This window comes from Mycobacterium sp. 050272, from assembly GCF_039023525.1.
Classification (GTDB): domain Bacteria; phylum Actinomycetota; class Actinomycetes; order Mycobacteriales; family Mycobacteriaceae; genus Mycobacterium.
Genome location: NZ_JBCHKV010000022.1, coordinates 15107 through 32164 on the forward strand (window position 1 = coordinate 15107; position 17058 = coordinate 32164).

Here is a 17058-nt window from a genome sequence, read left to right on the forward strand (position 1 = left end):
GTTTTCGACAGGATGCTCGTGGTCCGGCTCAGCACACAGAGGCGGCAGGAAGCTGGATGGTGATTTCGGCGCCGCCAGCGGGGCGGTTGTGTGCGGTGACGGTGCCGTAGTTGCGTCGCGCGAGGGTGTCGACGATGGCCAGGCCGAGTCCGGTGCCGCCCCTCGTGCGTGCGGGGTCGGCGCGGGTGAATCGGTCGAAGGCGTGCGGGAGGAATCCGGGAGGGAATCCGGCGCCGTTGTCGCCGACGCGGATCTCGACGCCGTCGTCGGTGGCCGGCTGGACGCGGATGGTGATCGGCGGGGCGCCGTGCTGGGTGGCGTTGTCGATGAGGTTGCTGATGATCCGGTCCAGGTCATTAGGGTCGATTCGGGCGTATTGGCCTGCGGGGCAGTCGATGTCGAGTTGGCCGTCCAGGCTGTGACGGTAGCGTTCGCCGATCGTTTGCAAGCGGGTGCGAAGGTCGATGGTTGGCGGCGGCTCAGCCGAGTTGCTGGTGTCTGCGACGGTGAGCAGGTCGCGAGCCAGGCGGGACAGCCGGGTGGTTTCGTCCAGGGCTGAGCACATCGCGGTGACCAGTTCGGGGTTGCTTCGTGGGCGCCGCAGGGCGAGTTCGAGTTCAGTCGTCAACAGACTCAGCGGAGTGCGAAGTTCGTGGCCCGCGTCGCTGACGAACTGTCGTTCTCGCTCTAGCGCGTCTTGCAGCCGTTGCAGGAGCTCATTAAATGTTGTTCCGAGATACCAGATTTCATCGCGAGCGGGTGGGACGGGCAGGCGGGCGTGCGCGTCGGTGGCGCTGATCCCCGCGGCGCGAGCGCGCATGCGTTCGACCGGTCGAAGGGCGGCGGCTGCTAACAGGTACGCGCCAATGGCGGCGGCCAACAATACGATCGGGAAACCGGTGGCCAGTTCGTCGCGCAGGTCCGCCACCGCGGCGTCGCGGTCGGCCAGGCTCTGGGCCGCCAGCACAAGGCGCCCACCGGGTGCAGGGCTCGCTGCCACCCGCACCGGGCTTTGCAGATTGCCGAGCCGGGAGTGATCGGCGACCAGCTGCCCGCGTCGGGCGGTGTCAAGCTCGGACGGTGACAGCGCGCTCTGCCCAGCGAGATTCGAGGTCGCGGCCAACACCCGACCGTCGGGGGCGATGATCTGTTGGGCCGCGTCGGGATCAGTGTCAGCGAGGACGGGATCGGTCGCGGCTGCGACCGGGCGCAAGTTGTCCAACCGATAGGACAGGGACTCGGTGATCGCCTCGTCCAGCGATTCTTTTGTGTGGGTGACGGTGAGAGTCCCAACGGCCAGTAAGACCAGCGCTATCACGGCGGTGAAGGCAGCGGTGAGCCTGATCCGGAGCGGCCAGCGCCGAATCATCTGGCTGTTTTCTCGGGCACGCCGCCATCGGTGCGTAGCCGATAACCGATACCGCGAACAGTTTCAATCGAGCGCACCCCAAAGGGTCGGTCGATCTTGTCACGCAGCGCGCGTATATGGACGTCCACGACATTCGAACGTGATTCGTAGGCGAAATCCCAGCAGTGTTCCATCAACAACTCCCGGGTCAGCACGGTTCCGGGTCGGCGCATCAGCAGCTCGAGCAGCCCGAATTCCTTAGTGGTCAAGGAGAATTCGACCTCGCCGCGCCAGCATCTACGGCTGGCGGGATCGGCGCGCAGCGCACCGACGGTCAACACTGTGGGTCGCGGAGTCGGTCCGCGGCGGATCAGCGATCGCAGCCGGGCGAAAAGCTCATCGAGGTGAAACGGCTTGGTGAGGTAGTCATCGGCGCCACCGTCGAGCCCGGCGACGCGGTCAGCGACGGCGCCACGGGCGGTGAGCATCAGCACCGGTACCCACTTCTGCCGGTCGCGCCATCTTCGGCAGATATCGAAGCCGGAAAGGCCCGGCAACATAGCGTCCAGCACGATCGCGTCGTAGTCGCAGGCCATGGCGGCCTGGAAGCCGCTGAGGCCGTCGGCGGCGACGTCAACGGCATAGCCGTCTTCGACCAGGCCCCGGCGCAGCAGGTCGGCCATCTTGGGCTCGTCTTCGACGACCAGCACACGCACCGTCGCACCGTCCTGTCTTTACTAGGCCCTTTGTGTACTTGGCGTTGTGCCCGACTCCATCATCACCTTTAGGCGAGGTAACGCAGTTGTATTCGGCATTCATGAAGCCACGATGAGGACGATGGCCGACAGCTTCATCGTGACTTCATGAAGACGCGATAGACCATGGGCTAGCCGAGCGGCCATCCAGACGGCGTGGATTTCTTCGAACATTGGGAGGGCTCATGGGTGGGGTCAGGCACGCGGTTGCGCGAACCGTGGTGATCGCCGCCACGGTGGCGGTGGTGCTGTCGGGCTGTAGCGCGGGTTCAAAGACGGGCGCGGGTAACGACAAAGACCAAGTCGGCAATCCCCATTCGGCCGTGCGGACAACAGATGCCGATTGGAAGCCGGTGGCCGATGCGCTGGGACGTGTCGGCAAGCTCGGCGATAACAACACTGCCTTCCGAATGGCCTTGGTGCGCAACGATCTTCAGGTCACCACCGACGGTGTGGCGATCAAACCGGGATTGTCGCTGGGCGGGTACGCGGCCTTCGTGCGCTATGACGACAATCAGACGCTGTTGATGGGCGACCTGGTGGTAACAGAAACCGAGCTGGCCAAAGTCATCGACGCACTACAGGCCCACGGCCTCGCCCAGACCGCGCTGCACAAGCATCTGCTGCAGCAAGTCCCGCCGGTGTGGTGGACCCACGTGCATGGCATGGGTGACGCCGTCCAGCTGGCCCAGGCGCTCAGAGCCGCCCTGGACGCGACCTCGATCGGACCGGCGACCCCGCCGCCGGCGCAGCAGCCGCCTCTCGGCATCGACACCGCCGGGGTTGAGCAGACGTTGGGCCGCAAGGGAACTTCGGACAACGGGTTGTTCAAATACGGCATCCCCCGCAAGGACACCATCGTCGAGGACGGGTACGTGCTGCCCGCGGTGTCGCTGAACCTGACGACCGTGATCAACTTCCAACCCACCGGCGGCGGCCGGGCCGCGATCAACGGCGACTTCATCCTCACCGCCCCCGAGGTCCAGAAGGTCATCCAGGCATTGCGCGCCGGCAACATCCAAATCGTCGAATTGCACAACCATGGCCTCACCGAACAACCCCGGCTGTTTTATATGCACTACTGGGCCGTCGACGACGCAGTAACTCTTGCCAAAGGGCTGCGCCCGGCGCTGGACGCCACCAACCTGCAACCGGCATAGCCGATTTCAGTACACGACGAGGCCGAGCACGCCAGTCGCGAAGACTACATAGGGTTCTTTGATCTTGAACCGCCATAGCAGACCGAGGGTGGCCACGGCGATGGCGGCGGTGATCCAGTCGGTCACAGCTTCGCGGGTGAGCACCACGACGGCACCGCAGAGTGCCCCCGCCGCGGCGGCGGTGGCGCCCGAAACGAAGGCGCGTAGCTGGGCGTTGTCGCGGTGTCGCAAAAACCAGCGGCCGGGCACGACGACGCCCAGATAGATCGGAGTGAAGATGGCGATGGCCGAGATGATCGCACCCGGCAGTCCGGCGACTAGGTAGCCGATGAATCCGGCGCTGATCACAACCGGTCCAGGGGTGATCAGGCCGATCGCTACGGAATCGAGAAACTGGCTGTCGCTTAGCCAGTGGTGCTGGTCGACCACCCCGGCGCGCATGAACGGCACGATCGCCAACCCTGACCCGAACACGATCGCCCCGGTTTTCAGGAAGAACAACCCAAGCGACGCCAGCGTCCCCGCACCGGCCAAGGTGCCAAGCCCGACCAGCAGCGGGACGGATTTGGGGCTGTCATCGGTCCCGGTGACGTCGTCTGGGGATTTTCGGCGGCGTCGCCGAATGCGCGGGCGGGCGTCGAGCAGGATCATCAGCAGACCCGCGCCGACGATGACCAGCACCGGTTCGGAACCGGTGAGCGCGGTGAGCGCGAACACTGCGGCGCTGATGCCCCAGAGCCGCCAGTCGCGGCGGTCGGTCAGTTTGATCAGCCTGATCGCGGCGATCGTGATGATTGCCATCACGGCCGGGGCGATGCCGTAGAACAGCGCCTGCACAACACTCGAGCCGGAGTAGTGCGAATAAACGGCGCCCACGGCCACGACGATGACGAACGACGGTGCGACGAAGGCGCCCGCGACCGCAGCCGCGCCTAGGGCGCCGTGGCGCAGGTAACCGACCCACATCGCGACCTGGGCCGCCAACGGGCCCGGCATGGTCTGTCCGAGGGCCACGCCGTCGAGGAAGTCTCGCCGATCCATCCACCGACGCTGTTCGACCAAATCTCGTTGCATGTAACCGACCGTGGCGATCGGTCCACCAAAGCCGATCGCGCCCAGCTTGAGGAAGTAGGTGAGGATGCGGCCGAAGGCGACTGGTTCGGGGTCAGCTTCGGCTGATGGGTGATGCTCGTCGGCCGGTGGCTGCGGATCGGACTCACTCACGCCGAATGATCTTTCCCCGACTGTGAAGCTGCGGCGATTCCAACCGAGATCCCGGGGTCAGTCGTTGTCCGGAGCTTCTGTGCCCACGAATCGGAAGCCCTGGTCCAGGTGTACTTCTACTCGACTGCCGTCGGTCTTGGTTACGAGGACCCCGTAGTAGGCGGCGCCCTCGTTGGATTCCTTTTCGACCTTCCCAGCTTTGCCCGGTACGGCTTGCACCGCCGCGGCGCGGGCCTGATCTGCTGCCGGGCCAGTGACCTCGCCGTCGTCGGCGACGGCGACGAAGACGCCGAGGCCAACGCCCCCCAGGACGGCGGCACCGGCCACACCGATACCGATCCTCGTTCGAATTCTCATCGACCCATCCCTCCTCGTCATAAACCCTGGTATCGAAAGCGACGCTAGCGTCGGCACATGAAGCCAGGATGAAAGTGAGCACCAAGGCTAGGCGCGGTTGCCCGACCGCGAGACCCGCCGATAGCGCGTATCGAAATACTGCGACACAGCGCGCGTGCGACACATGTTTCGGAATGCGTGCCCTGAACGAACTTTGGAGCCCGCGTCCGATACTCCGAGAATGTGTCCGGCCGCTTCCGACTAAACCGTCGCGGTGCTTAGCTGCAGACACAGCAATAGCGCAGGCGGAGCAACAGCGAGTTCGGGAAGCTAGCCAAAAATGTGTGTGGGGTGGGGTGTGGGTGCGTTGATACTTGAGGTGTGTCGATAGATGCGCTGGTGCAGCACGTGGGCCAGGTGCTCAATCGTGGGCATGCGTTGTTCGGCCAGCCCGGCACGGGTGGGGACGTGGCCGCGGGGCGCAGCGATGCGGCACTGGCCGGTGCTGCCGAGCTGGTGCGTCACAGCCAGCAGCGCATGTCCGGGTTGTCCGGGGTGCTGCCGGCGACCTACACCACGTTCGCGACCGATGCCGCCCCGGGCTTAGGCAGGGTCTCTACCGCCGATAACCGGCTGGGCACCCAGATACACGATGCGGTGCAAGTGGATTGGACCGGCGGGGCCAACTCGGGTTCGGTGGTCAAAGGCGCTGCCGCAGACACCACCACCTTGGCCCCGGTCTCGGGCACCCCGGCCGGCCAACGCGCCCTGATCGCCACCCTGCGCGCCCGCCTCGCCCAACAACAGCAGATCGTCAACGCGCATAAGGCTCGGGACGCGCAGCTGGCTTCTATGGTCCGCTCGATGCTGTACTCGCGTCGCCGCGGTAGTGGGGGTGGCGGGATGCCGATGGGCGGAATGCCGTTCGGCGGCGGTGGTTTCGGCGGCGGTGGGGGCGGTATGCCGGCGCTGTCTGGTCTGTCGGGGTTGGGTGGGTTCGGCGGGCACGGATCTCGCGGCCCGCATGCCAGCCTCGTTGATTCCTTGCGTGGGGCCAGTAGCGTTCCGGGGGAGCCGGGTGCCGGCGCGGCGCAGGCAGCGCTGAGTAAATTGGGCCGGCCTTACGTGTGGGGAGCTAAGGGCCCCAATAGTTTTGATTGTTCCGGATTGACGCAATGGGCGTGGCGCCAGGCTGGTGTGCAGTTGGGTAATGACACGTATTCCCAAATCAAGGAGGGTGTGGCGGTGCCGCCGGGGCAGGTGCGGGCCGGGGATCTGATTTTTCCGCTCGACGCTTTCGGTGAGGGCGGTCGTGGCGGACCTGGACATGTGCAGTTGGCGATTTCAGATCACCAGGTCGTGCATGCTCCTACCCCCGGTGACGTGGTCAGGATCGCCTCGCTGCCTGGCCGCTATATCGCTCGCCGACCAGTCCGCGCGCTGGCGGGTTGAAGGCAGAAAATTGTGCAGGAAGGGGTCACCGGGCGCGGTTAGGCTCGAATCACCTCCACGAAAGGACCGGCGGTGAATTCACGTTTAGAGCAAGAGGCCCAGCAGGTGTTGGGAGTTGTTTCTCACGCGCAGCGCGTTTTTGGCGGCGACGTGCTCCCTGCTGAGCCGCCGGCGTTCGCGCCTCGCCGTGATCTTGAAGACGATCTTGGCCTTGGCCACTTCTGACACCGGGGACGGGGGGAATTGATGGGCACCAAGCACTTCGGCGACAACACTTCGTGGGGCGTTTGGAATCGCCAGGGCGGCAGCGAGGGGTGGTCTGAGCCGGGTTGGGCGATGCCGTCGGATCACGCTCGCTACATCAGCAAGCATGACCCGTACTGGGGCCGGGTGTTAGATCATGCGCGACAAGCCTACGGCGACCCCACTATTCACTACAGCACTGACAATGTGGGCGATGAACGCCATCTGGTGTTCGGTGACGGCACGAGGCTGCCCGACAACGGCGTGATCGTCTATCACGATGGGGCAAGCAAGCAGAACTGGGCCCAAAATGACGACGGCACAGTGTCTTTGGTCGACCCGGACGGTAGGCAGGGTCCGCCGATTCCGCCGGCGGGCTACCGGAAGTTGGGTGACCACTATGCGCCGGTGAACGCGACCGGTCAGCAGATCGGGCCGCAGTTGGGCGGTGTTCCCAGTAGCGACAACGGTTTTTATAACGATCCCAAGAGCGGGTTGTTGACGCCGAAAAACCTCAACGGCGATTACTACACGCTGGGCCCGGACGGCAAGAAGTCGCTCTTCGACAAGAACGGTGCACCGATTAGTGAGGAGCAGTTCAACAACGCCAATAAGCCGCGTGATCCGGGGACCCGTCCCGGCGACGGCGGGCTAGCCACCGATGAGCAGCAGTCAGGCAAGGCCGCTGACGCGGTCAAGAAGCTGCAGCAGGAGCTGAAGAATCGCTACACCAAAATCAGTGACGCGGAGGAGAAACTGTCGGAGGTGCTGCTCAACGCGCACGCCACGACCAGCGCGGGTCAGCAGAAGCTCAACGACATTCAAAAGAAGATCGTCGATGCGGTCAACAACCCGACCATGGCGATGGACACACCGGCCGGTGAACGGGCGTTTCTGACGTTGTTGCGCAACCAGGTCGGTGCGACCAACGACTTGCTTGCCGAGGGGGGTCTGAGCGCTGAGGATCAGACCAAGGCCGCCCAGGCGCTGGCCGCGTTGTATGCGGCCGACAGCGGCGCGGGAAACGCCAATACTTCGCCGAACCCTGCTGATCCCGCCGCGGGGCAATCCTCTGCGCCGCCGGGACCCAGTTCGCCTGCCGGCGCCGATCCGGCTCCCGCCGCAGCCGATCTTGGGCCAGTTGCAGCACCAGATATGTCCGACCCCGGGTTGTCAAACATGCTCGGCGCCAACCCGTTAGGCGCCGACCCGTTATCGTCGTTAGCTTCGATGTTGCCCGCGTTGGGCAATCTGGGCGGAGCTGGGGGAAGCCCGCTGGATTCATTGGGTGGGTTGGCCGGCGCGGCAAGCCCTTTGGCGGGCTTGGCATCAGGTCTAGGTGATCAGGCCAACCACGAGCGGCCCTCCGACACCGCGGAAAAGACCGACGACGGGCCCGATCATCCCAAAGGCAAGGAAGCCAAGGACGGCAAGACGGACACCACGACACCGCCAGACGGTGCAGCTGGGCAGCCGGGGCCGCAGGCCCAAAACGCGGGTAACTCCACACCGGGGGATCCCCCCAACCCCGCCACGCCGCCGGCGGCGGCATCGCCGACGGTCAAGCTGCCCGACGGATCGATGGCGACGGCCCGCAGCCCGCAGGCGGCGCAGGCCATTCGCGACTATCTTGCGGGTAAAACCGTCGACGCGGCCTACCGCCAAAACAACATCCAGCTGCCACCGCCGGGCACACCGGTGACCAATCCGGTGGACCCAAGCCGTCTCACATGCGGGGACTTGGCCATGTTCAAAGATCACTACGTGCCTGTCCTGAGCTCGGTCAAGGCCTTCGTCAACGGCCAGGTGGTTCCTCTGGAATCGGTGTCCTCAAGCCCGGACTTTTTGGGTTGGATCGACCCCACGGCCGCGGCCGGCAGCGCCACGCCCCACGGTGGGCCACCGGCGCCGGCTCCTCCCCAGCCCGCGATACCTCCGGTCCCCTCGGCCCCGCCGGCCGTCTCAGCACCGCCTGCAGCGGCGGGCGCGCCTGTGCCGATCGGCGGGTAGCGGCCAAACGCCACCCACAAGTAGCCACCACCGTGGACACTTGAAAAACACAGAAAGGAACACTCAGCCATGTCCGAGCCGATCCGTATTGATCCCGAGGTGCTCCGCGAGGTGGCCGGCAACCATGACGAGGTCGTGCGCGTCGTCGAAGCCGCACGAGAGCGCGGCGGCGACATCCAAGCCGCCGTGGAAACCCTCGGCCCGATCATGCACGAGGTCAAAGCCGCAGTCAGCGATGTGTTGATCGACCGCGACAACGCGCTGGCCGAGCACGCCAGCCGGCACCGCAGCGCCAGCGAGGACCTGCAGCGAGGGGCCCACATTTACACTGACGTCGACGACCAGAACTCCCAGCACCTCCGCCAGCTATAACAGACCCATGACAACCGACGCCGCCGACCGGGAATACACCGCCAACACCCCCGATGAAACCGTGTGGGTGCGGGTGGCCGGGTCGGGTCAGGTGCTGGGCGTCCAACTGGAGCCGCCCGTGATGGATCTGCGCGGCCACGAGATCGCCGAGCGCATCCAGGCCTGCGCCGACGTCGCCTACCTGAAGGGGCAAGTGGCGCTGCGCGCCGACTTCGAACAACGCGGCACCCCCGCCGACGCAATCGCCTGGATGGCTACGCACGAAGACCTCGACCAGGCCCACACCCGGCTCAGAAATCTGTAGGGACATTTGGGATGAAGGTCGACGCACCCGGGCTGGTCGCCGCCGCGCAGCGGCTGCTCGCCGCGGTCGAAGCCCTTGGCGGTAGCGGTGTGCCGCACGCGCCGCTGGCCGCGGACCCCGCGTCGATTGGCGCGGCAACCCGGTTGACCACCGCCGGTGCGGAGCTCACGGCGGCGCTGACCGCCCACATCACAGCCCTGGTCGCATCTATCGAGCATCTGACGGGCACGGCGATCACGTTCGTCGAGACCGACGCCAACAATGCGGCGGCCATCGCCGCCTTGAACACGGGTGGGGCCGCCGCGGCGGGGGTTGCGGGTTCGGCCCCGCCTGCTCCGCCCGTGCCCCCCGATGTGCGAGTACCGATCGGGCCACCGCCACCGATGCCGCCCGAGGCCATTTCGGTGGCCGTGCACTCTGGGTCTCCCAGCGGCGGGGAACCGTTTATCAACGCGTGGTCGCAGGTCGCCCGCGCGACACACGATGCCTCCCAAATGATCCGGTCCGCGGTCCAGCAGCTCCCCGACGTCTTGGATGGGCCGGTGTCCACCCCGGCGGTGAGCCAGCACCTGATGTCGTTCGCGACGGGTCTTGAGACCTACGGTCAGCGTGCTCAGACTTTGGTCAGGCAGGCAAATCACCACGCGGACAACCAATTTGAAGTCCGCCAGGCTGTCCCGACACCGCAGCAATTCACGAGCGCTGAAAACCGGGTGCAGACTATCGCTTTCGCGAATGCGGCCTCAGGGGGTAAACACGCGGCGCAGCTGGCGCAAGCGGTCGCGGTCAAAAACCAGCTCGACGACCAAGCGGTGACCCATTACCCGCCCTATCACGTGCGCACGGTGGCCAGCACCGATGGTGAAGATCCCGGCACCCCGCCGACCGAGCAGCACACCGCCGATCCCACGGGCCAAGATCCTACGACTCCAAAGACTCCGGGCGATCCGACGACCAGCGGCACCGACGATGGGGAAGGCCTCGGCGGCACGGATCCGGCCTCAGATCTCGCACCGGAGCAGAGCGGCGGCGCGGCGGGCTTGATACCGCAACTGCTGCCCACACTGCTCGGGGCCGCTGGCGGGATGATCGGCGGCGCGCTGGGCGCGGTGACGAAGGGGCCTGAGGCCGCGCTGCAAGCAGGCCAGCAGGCGATCCAGGCGGCGACTCAGGGCTTGTCGGGTCTGGGGCAATCGAAAATGGATCCCCCGGAGATGGGTAATGAGCCGTCGATGCCCGGGGGTGGGGATCCGGCCGGCGGGGGTGGCGATCCTGCACCGACCACGCCTGCCAGCGGTGCGGGGGAGCTCAGCGTTGCCCCGTCAACCGGTGCCCCGCCCACCCCGGCGGTTACGCCGGTAGGAGCCGCAGAAGGATCGTCGCCTGGCGGCGCAGGTTCGGGGGGTGGCGGGCCGATGGGCATGCCGATGGGCGGCATAGGGGGATTGGGCGGGGCGCCGGGCGGGGCCGGCGCCGGTAAGGGCGAGCGCGACCGGGAACGTAAAGTGACTGTGCGCGATATCCCGCACACCGAGGACGTCACGGGGCGAGTCGATACGAACCGTTTATCGGTGGCCGCGGCGGCTACTCAGCGCGACCGTAACCCTGAGCCGCCCGACGATGATGACCCGCCCGATGCGGGGACCCCGGTCGTGCGCCGCCTGGTGACCCGCCCGCCCAAGGAGCCGTCGTGACGATCAGCGCCGACGACGAGTTCAACAACCTCGGTGATGCCGAGAAAGTTAAATTCAGCCAAAACGAAACCGCCGCAACGCTGTCACGGCTCGATAAGCTACTTAACGAGCTCGACGGCTTACGCGCCGGCATCGATGACCCCGAGGGCCTGGTGTCGCTCACTCTGGGTTTCGATGGGCGCCTGCTCGAGGTGCGGATCGCTGACGCGATCGGCAACGTGATGACGAATCTGCAGCTGGAGAAGAAACTCAACGGCCTTTTCGCTGCGGGAAACAAGGGTGTCGACGAGATGCGCGGCGAAATCCTCTAACCGCAGAGCACCTGACTGCCTGCATCTCTAGCCGCGGCTATCAACCGTCCGCAACCTGTTTATCTGTAGATCGATTAGGGGTGTACTTGACTGTCGCTGACGGTGGGTATTGGTGCGGTGCACACCGTGAGGGACCAGTCTATCTGTAGAGCTGTACTTGACGATATTCGGGTGCACCGCGCCCGCTGCCCGATCCGCGTGCATTTGAGAGTTTCACGGTGCTGGCTGACGTTAGTTCGTGGTGTGGAGTTTGCGCGGATCGCCGTAGGCAATGTTGCTCAGTCGGTCGGGTGTTAGGGACGCATCATTCCGCCGCCCATCATTCCGCCGCCCATCATGGGGCCCATCATGGCGGGCATGCCGTCGGTGACAAAGCCGGTGACTTCTTGTGCGTGGGCGCGGATGGCGTCGGTGAGGGCGGGATCAGTGGCGGTTTCGGTTACGGCAACACCGTTGGGGGTCAGGGTGATTCGGCGTTGGTAGTCGGATGCTCGGCGGAATAGGGTGGGCAGGCTGTCGCTCATGCAGGTCACTTCTGCGCCCTGGTTGAGGTGGTCATACATCGAGGACACGTGGGCATGCAGTTGCGCGACGAGATCGGGCGCGTCGGATTCGGTGGTGGTGCGGATCCCGCCGGGAATGTTCTCGACGGTACGACGCAGTTCGGTGTGGCGGGCGAACATGGTCATATAGCGGCTCATATCGGTGCCCGAGATACCACCCATCATCCCGGGACCGTCGGCTCGGCCGGCGGGCATCCGAATAGTGGTGGTGCGCAGAAGGTATGCCAGTGCGGCCACGGCGCCGGCCGCACTGAGGACGGCGAGTGCGGTGCGTCTGGGTATTTCGGTCATGTGCGGCTTCTTTCATGATGGTGTCCTGCTCGGAATCACCGCCGCCGGGCAGGTCAGGTCGTGGCGGTTTTGCGGGCGACGACGCGTTCGACGAGCCCGAGGGCGAACCGCTCGACGCGGTCGATATCGAGGTTGTCGGCGGCGCGCAGATGATTGAGGGGTCGGCGCAGGAAGTGTTCGCCGCCCAGCGGCACGGTGAACAGTTCCAGCAACCGCTGTACCGCCCGCACCGCGGCAGCGGTGCTGCGGACGTGATCGACCAGGATGAGCCGTCCGCCGGGGCGCAGCACCCGGGCCATCTCGGTGAGCGCCCGGGTGTGGTCGGGAATGGCGCACAGCCCGAACGTGCACACGACGGTGTCGAAGCTGGCGTCGTCGAACGGCAATCGGTGGGCGTCGGCCCGTTGCAGGATGGCGGTATGGCCGAGGTCGGCGGCGCGGCCGCGGGCGAGTTCAAGCATCTGTTCGCTCCAGTCGATGCCGGTCAGCCTGACAGTCTCTGGGTAGAAGGGCAGGTTGAGGCCGGTCCCGATGGCGACCTCTAGGACTTCGCCGGTGGCTTGGCTGCAGACCCACTGGCGGGAATCGCCGAACAGGTGGCGGTCGAAGAACCCGATCTCACGGTCATAGTTGCGGGATTTTTTGTCCCAATACCGGTTCCAGCGGGCGCTGCGGTCATTTGATGTGGCCATGAGTTCACCTCGCGTCGCCGGTCAGACGTTGCGGTGCGTCCGATGTGGGCAACCAACCGGCCGACAGTCTCACAGTAGTCGCGCAGGCCTGGCCGTGGGTGTCGTTCAGGTCGGGCTCCTCGACCACGCGGACCTCGGCTTCGATCGCGGCCAGCACCACCGTCTATGCGGCCATGGCGAGCGGGTTGGGTCATCGCGGTGATGCCGGTGGCGCGGCACTGGGCATCGGGGTGAATCCTACTGTCGGAGTGCAGATGTGGCTGACTATCGGGTGTTGCACGTTGCCGACGAGGAAGGCCCGGCAGCTGGCTGCCTAATCTCTGAGTGCCTTGTCGAGCGCTGTGGTCACGTCCTCGTAGCTTCTGGGCTGGAACCGGGTGCCGTTGAGGAAAAAGGTCGGGGTACCCTTGCGGTACATCGCCTCCAATTGCCCCTGCTGGGCGGCCGCTTCCACGGCACGTGCGGCCCGCTCAGAGTTGTAGTGCGCTTGCAGCTGGAAGTAGCGGATGACGAAATCACCCGGTCCCCGTATTCGGCCCTCAGCTGTTCGATCACGGGATACAGGGCACCGCAGCCTTCGCATTCGAAGTCGAGAAACTCCACGAAGGTCACGTCACTGCCGGGTGCCGAATTCAGCCGGTGACTGTTCTCGCGCACCACCCGGCCCACCTCGCTGCCTTCCGGCCGCGCTTGGGTGGTAGCCCCGCGATCGCGCACCGACAGGTAGACCAGCACACCGATCGCCAACGCGGCAATGACAACCGCGGTGAGCTTAGGCACCTCTTTTCTGGGCGTGGATGATCTGGAACGGCGCGGCCCAGCTGCGCGCGGGCTGGTGGGCGGTGATGGTCAGGCCGTGCGCGGTGAAGGTGTCGGCGAGCCCGCTGCCCACGACGTCGCGGGCATAGGGCCGTTCAGCCAGCCGCAGGTAGATGCCGTAGACCCACCGCGCGGCCGGTGGTGGATCGAGGTCGATGGCGATGACCTGCCCACCAGCGCGCAGCACGCGCAGGGTTTCCTCGACCGCCCGGTGGCGGGTATCGGTGGGGAGTTCGTGCCAGCCGAACACGCTCATCGCCACGTCGAACGTACCGTCCTGGAACGGCAGGGCCGCAGCATCACCTTCACGCAGCGCCACATTGGTGATCCCGGCGCGGTGCAGTCGGGACCGGCCGACGGCCAGCATTTCCGGGGAGAGGTCGAGAGAATCGATGGTGGCAGTGGGCAGGCGTTTGGCTAGCAGGCGGGCGGCATAGCCGGTGCCGCCGCACAGTTCGAGCACCCGCTGGGGATGTTGGTCGGCGACCAGGCGGGCCAGCCGGTCATGCGGCCGGCCGGGGATGAACCGGTTGCCGGCTTCGAACACAGGCCCGGCGAGAGCGAATTTGAGCCGGTTGCGGCTCCAGTGACGGCTCATCGGTGGTGCCTTTCGCTGGCGGCGATCGGGGGTTGCTGCAGTGTGGAAATGCTTGGGGTGGTGGTGAATCGGTGGGCGCAGTCGGTCGAGCAGAACCACCAATCCCGGCCATTGCGGTGGTGGTGGGCCGCGGCGGTGGCCGGGTCGATGCGCATGCCGCAGACCGGGTCGCGCGGATAGTGTGCGGCGGCCAGTGCGATCGTGTGCAGTGGGATCGGGGTGGTGATATTGCGCAACCGCGGTGCGCCCATGGCAGTGGTGGGTAGCCCGAACTCGCCGGCGGCGTCGATGATCTGGTCGGTCAGTACCGCCTGCCCGGCGCCGGCCAGGGCGGTGATCCGGGCGGCGATGTTGACCGCATGCCCGAATAAATCCCCGTCGCGGGCAATCGCGGGGCCGTGATGGATGCCGGCCCGTATCGGCAGAAATCCGTCTTCACTAGCCACCCGGTCGGCCAGCTCGGTGATCGTGGCCATCATCTGGGTGGGAGTGTCGGCGGCCAGCATGGCCGCGTCCCCGATCGTCTTCACCAGCCTGGTGCCCGGTTGTAGGGCGCTGTGGGCGAGTTCGGCCAGTCGCGCGGCCAACTGGGCGGCCTCGCGGTCCCCGCAGGCCTCGGTGAGCACGCTCTAGCCGGCCAGGTCGACGAACGCCACCGTCACCTCCACGGTGTCGAAGTCAGTTGTCGTGTCGGGCAGCATCATTGGCCTCACGTCGTGAGTTGGAGCGGGTGCGGCCCAGATGCGGCAGGAAGCGGCCCACCGTGGCGGTGTAATCGGTGTAGGCGCGGCCGTGGACGCGGCGCAGGTAAGGCTCCTCGGCCCGGCGCACCTGCAGCTCGATCCCCGCCACCGCGACCAGGAGGCCGACGACCGCAACGGGGTTGGGGACCATCAGGGCCAGCCCGGTCAAGGTGAGCAGCAGCGCGGTAAAGATCGGGTTACGCACTATCGCGAACGGGCCACCGGTGACCAGGGCGGTGGTCTCGGTCTCGTCGACCCCGATCCGCCACGACGCCCCCAACCCGAGTTGCGCGAACAGAGTCAGGGTGATCCCGGCGACCGCCACTACCATCCCGACCACCTGCACCCACGGCCGGTCGACGATATCCAGTGCCGGCAGACCGGCCAGGGCCGCCGCCGGGGCGGCGATCCCGACCAGCAGATACCCCACGTCGGCGAGGACCAGAGCCCACCACTCCAGAGTTCCGTCGGGACGCCAGGTGCGTCGGTTGCCACTGTCGCCGGTTTGGTGCAGTTGGATGCGCCGGCGACCCGCGCCGATCACCACCATCATCGAAGCAAACAGGACCAGGACCGCGACGGCCATCATTGCTCACCGCCGGTGGGTAGCGGCTTGGCGGCCACGCCGAGTAGGTAGTCGCCCTGGATGCGGGTCAGTGAACCCAGGACGACGAGCCCGTGGTGGGCGAGTTCATCGAGGAATTGCTCGGCGCTGAACCGGTCTACGGTCGGGTGGTCGAACAGCCGCTTGTAGGTGGGCCGGGCGAGGGCGTGGGCGGTGACTTCGTCGAAGTAGAACCGCCGTCCCGGCGCAAGTACTCGCGCGACTTCGGCGACTGCCTTCCGCCAGTCGGGAATGTGGTGGACGATTCCGAAGTCGAACACCGCCCCATAACTGCCGCCGCCGGCATTGAGTGCTGTGGACAGGTCGGTCGCGCTGCCCTGGACCAACCGAACCCGGTCGCCGTAGGCGGTCAGACGCCGACCGGCCCGTCGGATCATCGCCGGGTCGAGGTCCACGGCCTCCACGGTGGCAGCGCCGAATCGCTCCAGTATCAGCTGCGATCCGTATCCAGATCCGCACCCGATTTCGAGGGCTCTGCTGTCCGGGGGCAGCCGGCCGCCGAACCGCAGCAGTACCGGCACCTCGTGTGGCGTTGCAACCACCGCCGCGGCGGCGAGTTGATCAGGGCCGTCTCCGTCCGATTCATCAACACCGCAAACCCCTTCCCACCCAGTCGGCAATCGCCACGGGTATCAACACCAACGGACGACATCGGTGGCATCGCCTGTTAGCGATCTATGCTTGACGCTATCATCGTCGTATGACGATTAATAGGTCTGGCGGTGATCTCACCGTTGACCCGCGCTGGGGCGGGGCGGCGCTGCTGCGTCCGGGGGTGCTGGCCTTCACCGGGTCGATCGGCACCACCGATACCCATGTCCATCACGCGGTACAGGTCATGACCGCCACAACGGCTTTCGCGGTGCTCGACGAGCACGGCGCTCGACACTGCGGGACGAGCGTGGTCGTGCCCGCCGATGCACCGCACCGGATCGAGGTCGGCGCCGAGGAAGGCACGGTGGTGTTCCTGGAGCCGGAATCCGCGCCGGGCCGATCCGCGCATCTGCGTGCGGTCCGCTCCGGATGGGCCGTCACCACCGCCCTCACCCACGCCCAGCGACGACCGCTTGCTGTCGTGGTTGACAATGTGGTCGCGCACCTGGCGTCCGCCGGGGCAGGCGAGGTCGCGCCGCGCCACCGGGCGGTCGATGACGCGTTGGAGTTGCTGCCCGACCTTGTGGCGGCAGGCCCGGTCAGCGGTACGGAACTCGCTGCGCAGGTGGGTATCTCGGCGAGTCGGCTGACGCATCTGTTCACCGAACAGGTGGGCATCCCGCTGCGCCGGTACGTGTTGTGGTCGCGTTTGCAGATCGCGATCACCCGGGTGCAGGCCGGTGACGACCTGACCGGTGCTGCGCACGGTGCGGGGTTCGCCGACAGCGCGCATCTCACCCGCACCACCCGCGACATGTTCGGCCTGGCGCCTTCGGTGCTGAGCCGGCACGTGTCCTGGGACCTTCCCACCAGCGGTTAGCCGAATCATTCAAGCTCGCCTCGGGTAGGGCGCCGACCATCAAG

General features: G+C 66.2%; 19 protein-coding genes and 1 pseudogene. 8 read left to right on the top strand and 12 right to left on the bottom strand.

Features of this window, described 5'->3' with window-relative positions:
• Positions 1-28 precede the first annotated feature (28 nt).
• Together AAHS21_RS28120 and AAHS21_RS28125 are read right to left on the bottom strand one after the other, a co-directional pair.
• Positions 29-1369 carry an ATP-binding protein gene (locus AAHS21_RS28120; RefSeq protein ID WP_330981147.1) on the bottom strand — a complete coding sequence of 447 codons (1341 nt, stop codon included), beginning with the start codon at positions 1367-1369 and terminating at the stop codon, positions 29-31.
• Positions 1366-2064: a response regulator transcription factor gene (locus AAHS21_RS28125; protein ID WP_330981148.1), complete on the bottom strand. Its 699-nt coding sequence runs from the start codon at positions 2062-2064 to the stop codon at positions 1366-1368. The genes AAHS21_RS28120 and AAHS21_RS28125 overlap by 4 nt, the downstream gene beginning before the upstream one ends.
• Positions 2065-2288: 224 nt before the next feature.
• On the opposite strand from AAHS21_RS28125, the gene AAHS21_RS28130 reads away from it, so the two are divergent.
• On the top strand, positions 2289-3263 hold the full coding sequence (locus AAHS21_RS28130; protein ID WP_342930781.1) for a DUF1259 domain-containing protein: 975 nt from the start codon (positions 2289-2291) through the stop codon (positions 3261-3263).
• A gap of 6 nt (positions 3264-3269) precedes the next feature.
• Here the strand turns inward: AAHS21_RS28130 and chrA are convergent, their stop codons facing one another.
• On the bottom strand, positions 3270-4487 hold the full coding sequence (gene chrA, locus AAHS21_RS28135) for a chromate efflux transporter (protein WP_330981150.1): 1218 nt from the start codon (positions 4485-4487) through the stop codon (positions 3270-3272).
• A 57-nt stretch (positions 4488-4544) separates the two neighbouring features.
• Positions 4545-4844 (bottom strand): PepSY domain-containing protein, encoded by a 300-nt coding sequence (locus AAHS21_RS28140; protein WP_330981151.1) that lies wholly within the window; start codon positions 4842-4844, stop codon positions 4545-4547.
• Positions 4845-5360: 516 nt separating this feature from the next.
• On the opposite strand from AAHS21_RS28140, the gene AAHS21_RS28145 reads away from it, so the two are divergent.
• On the top strand, positions 5361-6275 hold the full coding sequence (locus AAHS21_RS28145) for a C40 family peptidase (RefSeq protein ID WP_330981229.1): 915 nt from the start codon (positions 5361-5363) through the stop codon (positions 6273-6275).
• An 84-nt stretch (positions 6276-6359) separates the two neighbouring features.
• Here AAHS21_RS28145 and AAHS21_RS28150 read toward each other — a convergent pair whose 3' ends face one another.
• Complete coding sequence (locus AAHS21_RS28150) at positions 6360-6494, bottom strand: hypothetical protein (protein WP_330981152.1); 135 nt, start codon at positions 6492-6494, stop codon at positions 6360-6362.
• Between the two features lie 27 nt (positions 6495-6521).
• Here AAHS21_RS28150 and AAHS21_RS28155 point away from each other — a divergent pair, with 27 nt between their 5' ends.
• The 5 genes from AAHS21_RS28155 to AAHS21_RS28175 all read left to right on the top strand — a co-directional run bounded on the left by AAHS21_RS28155 (position 6522) and on the right by AAHS21_RS28175 (position 11209).
• Entirely contained in the window at positions 6522-8528 is a 2007-nt protein-coding gene (locus AAHS21_RS28155) for a DUF4226 domain-containing protein (RefSeq protein ID WP_330981153.1), read from the top strand.
• A 69-nt stretch (positions 8529-8597) separates the two neighbouring features.
• Positions 8598-8900 (top strand): type VII secretion target, encoded by a 303-nt coding sequence (locus AAHS21_RS28160; protein WP_330981154.1) that lies wholly within the window; start codon positions 8598-8600, stop codon positions 8898-8900.
• A 7-nt stretch (positions 8901-8907) separates the two neighbouring features.
• Positions 8908-9204: a DUF2694 family protein gene (locus tag AAHS21_RS28165; RefSeq protein WP_330981155.1), complete on the top strand. Its 297-nt coding sequence runs from the start codon at positions 8908-8910 to the stop codon at positions 9202-9204.
• 11 nt (positions 9205-9215) lie between these two features.
• On the top strand, positions 9216-10898 hold the full coding sequence (locus tag AAHS21_RS28170; protein WP_330981156.1) for a hypothetical protein: 1683 nt from the start codon (positions 9216-9218) through the stop codon (positions 10896-10898).
• Positions 10895-11209 (top strand): hypothetical protein, encoded by a 315-nt coding sequence (locus AAHS21_RS28175; protein ID WP_330981157.1) that lies wholly within the window; start codon positions 10895-10897, stop codon positions 11207-11209. Before AAHS21_RS28170 ends, AAHS21_RS28175 begins: the two co-directional genes overlap by 4 nt.
• Positions 11210-11502: 293 nt before the next feature.
• On the opposite strand, the gene AAHS21_RS28180 is transcribed toward AAHS21_RS28175, so the two are convergent.
• The 7 genes and pseudogenes from AAHS21_RS28180 to AAHS21_RS28210 form a co-directional block, all read right to left on the bottom strand.
• The gene (locus AAHS21_RS28180; RefSeq protein ID WP_330981158.1) at positions 11503-12063 is read right to left on the bottom strand and encodes a hypothetical protein; all 561 of its coding nucleotides are present in this window, start codon (positions 12061-12063) and stop codon (positions 11503-11505) included.
• A 53-nt stretch (positions 12064-12116) separates the two neighbouring features.
• Complete coding sequence (locus tag AAHS21_RS28185; protein WP_330981159.1) at positions 12117-12755, bottom strand: class I SAM-dependent methyltransferase; 639 nt, start codon at positions 12753-12755, stop codon at positions 12117-12119.
• 313 nt (positions 12756-13068) lie between these two features.
• Positions 13069-13535: pseudogene (locus AAHS21_RS28190) on the bottom strand (thioredoxin domain-containing protein).
• Positions 13528-14172: a class I SAM-dependent methyltransferase gene (locus tag AAHS21_RS28195; protein WP_330981160.1), complete on the bottom strand. Its 645-nt coding sequence runs from the start codon at positions 14170-14172 to the stop codon at positions 13528-13530. The pseudogene AAHS21_RS28190 and the gene AAHS21_RS28195 overlap by 8 nt, the downstream one beginning before the upstream one ends.
• Entirely contained in the window at positions 14169-14798 is a 630-nt protein-coding gene (locus AAHS21_RS28200) for a YHS domain-containing protein (protein ID WP_330981161.1), read from the bottom strand. The genes AAHS21_RS28195 and AAHS21_RS28200 overlap by 4 nt, the downstream gene beginning before the upstream one ends.
• Positions 14799-14850: 52 nt before the next feature.
• On the bottom strand, positions 14851-15501 hold the full coding sequence (locus AAHS21_RS28205) for an isoprenylcysteine carboxylmethyltransferase family protein (RefSeq protein WP_330981162.1): 651 nt from the start codon (positions 15499-15501) through the stop codon (positions 14851-14853).
• Positions 15501-16061: a class I SAM-dependent methyltransferase gene (locus tag AAHS21_RS28210; protein ID WP_342930782.1), complete on the bottom strand. Its 561-nt coding sequence runs from the start codon at positions 16059-16061 to the stop codon at positions 15501-15503. The genes AAHS21_RS28205 and AAHS21_RS28210 overlap by 1 nt, the downstream gene beginning before the upstream one ends.
• A gap of 179 nt (positions 16062-16240) precedes the next feature.
• Between AAHS21_RS28210 and AAHS21_RS28215 the strand changes: the two genes are divergently transcribed.
• Positions 16241-17014, top strand: a complete 774-nt coding sequence (locus AAHS21_RS28215; protein WP_330981164.1) for an AraC family transcriptional regulator — start codon at positions 16241-16243, stop codon at positions 17012-17014.
• Positions 17015-17058: the final 44 nt, after the last annotated feature.

What these genes read in the sequence shown, in the direction of transcription:
- AAHS21_RS28120 (WP_330981147.1), bottom strand. Translation starts at nt 1,369, where the DNA reads ATGATTCGGCGCTGGCCGCTCCGGATCAGGCTCACCGCTGCCTTCACC.
- AAHS21_RS28130 (WP_342930781.1), top strand. Translation starts at nt 2,289, where the DNA reads ATGGGTGGGGTCAGGCACGCGGTTGCGCGAACCGTGGTGATCGCCGCC.
- AAHS21_RS28140 (WP_330981151.1), bottom strand. Translation starts at nt 4,844, where the DNA reads ATGAGAATTCGAACGAGGATCGGTATCGGTGTGGCCGGTGCCGCCGTC.
- AAHS21_RS28145 (WP_330981229.1), top strand. Translation starts at nt 5,361, where the DNA reads ATGTCCGGGTTGTCCGGGGTGCTGCCGGCGACCTACACCACGTTCGCG.
- AAHS21_RS28155 (WP_330981153.1), top strand. Translation starts at nt 6,522, where the DNA reads ATGGGCACCAAGCACTTCGGCGACAACACTTCGTGGGGCGTTTGGAAT.
- AAHS21_RS28160 (WP_330981154.1), top strand. Translation starts at nt 8,598, where the DNA reads ATGTCCGAGCCGATCCGTATTGATCCCGAGGTGCTCCGCGAGGTGGCC.
- AAHS21_RS28165 (WP_330981155.1), top strand. Translation starts at nt 8,908, where the DNA reads ATGACAACCGACGCCGCCGACCGGGAATACACCGCCAACACCCCCGAT.
- AAHS21_RS28170 (WP_330981156.1), top strand. Translation starts at nt 9,216, where the DNA reads ATGAAGGTCGACGCACCCGGGCTGGTCGCCGCCGCGCAGCGGCTGCTC.
- AAHS21_RS28180 (WP_330981158.1), bottom strand. Translation starts at nt 12,063, where the DNA reads ATGACCGAAATACCCAGACGCACCGCACTCGCCGTCCTCAGTGCGGCC.
- AAHS21_RS28185 (WP_330981159.1), bottom strand. Translation starts at nt 12,755, where the DNA reads ATGGCCACATCAAATGACCGCAGCGCCCGCTGGAACCGGTATTGGGAC.
- AAHS21_RS28195 (WP_330981160.1), bottom strand. Translation starts at nt 14,172, where the DNA reads ATGAGCCGTCACTGGAGCCGCAACCGGCTCAAATTCGCTCTCGCCGGG.
- AAHS21_RS28205 (WP_330981162.1), bottom strand. Translation starts at nt 15,501, where the DNA reads ATGGCCGTCGCGGTCCTGGTCCTGTTTGCTTCGATGATGGTGGTGATC.
- AAHS21_RS28215 (WP_330981164.1), top strand. Translation starts at nt 16,241, where the DNA reads ATGACGATTAATAGGTCTGGCGGTGATCTCACCGTTGACCCGCGCTGG.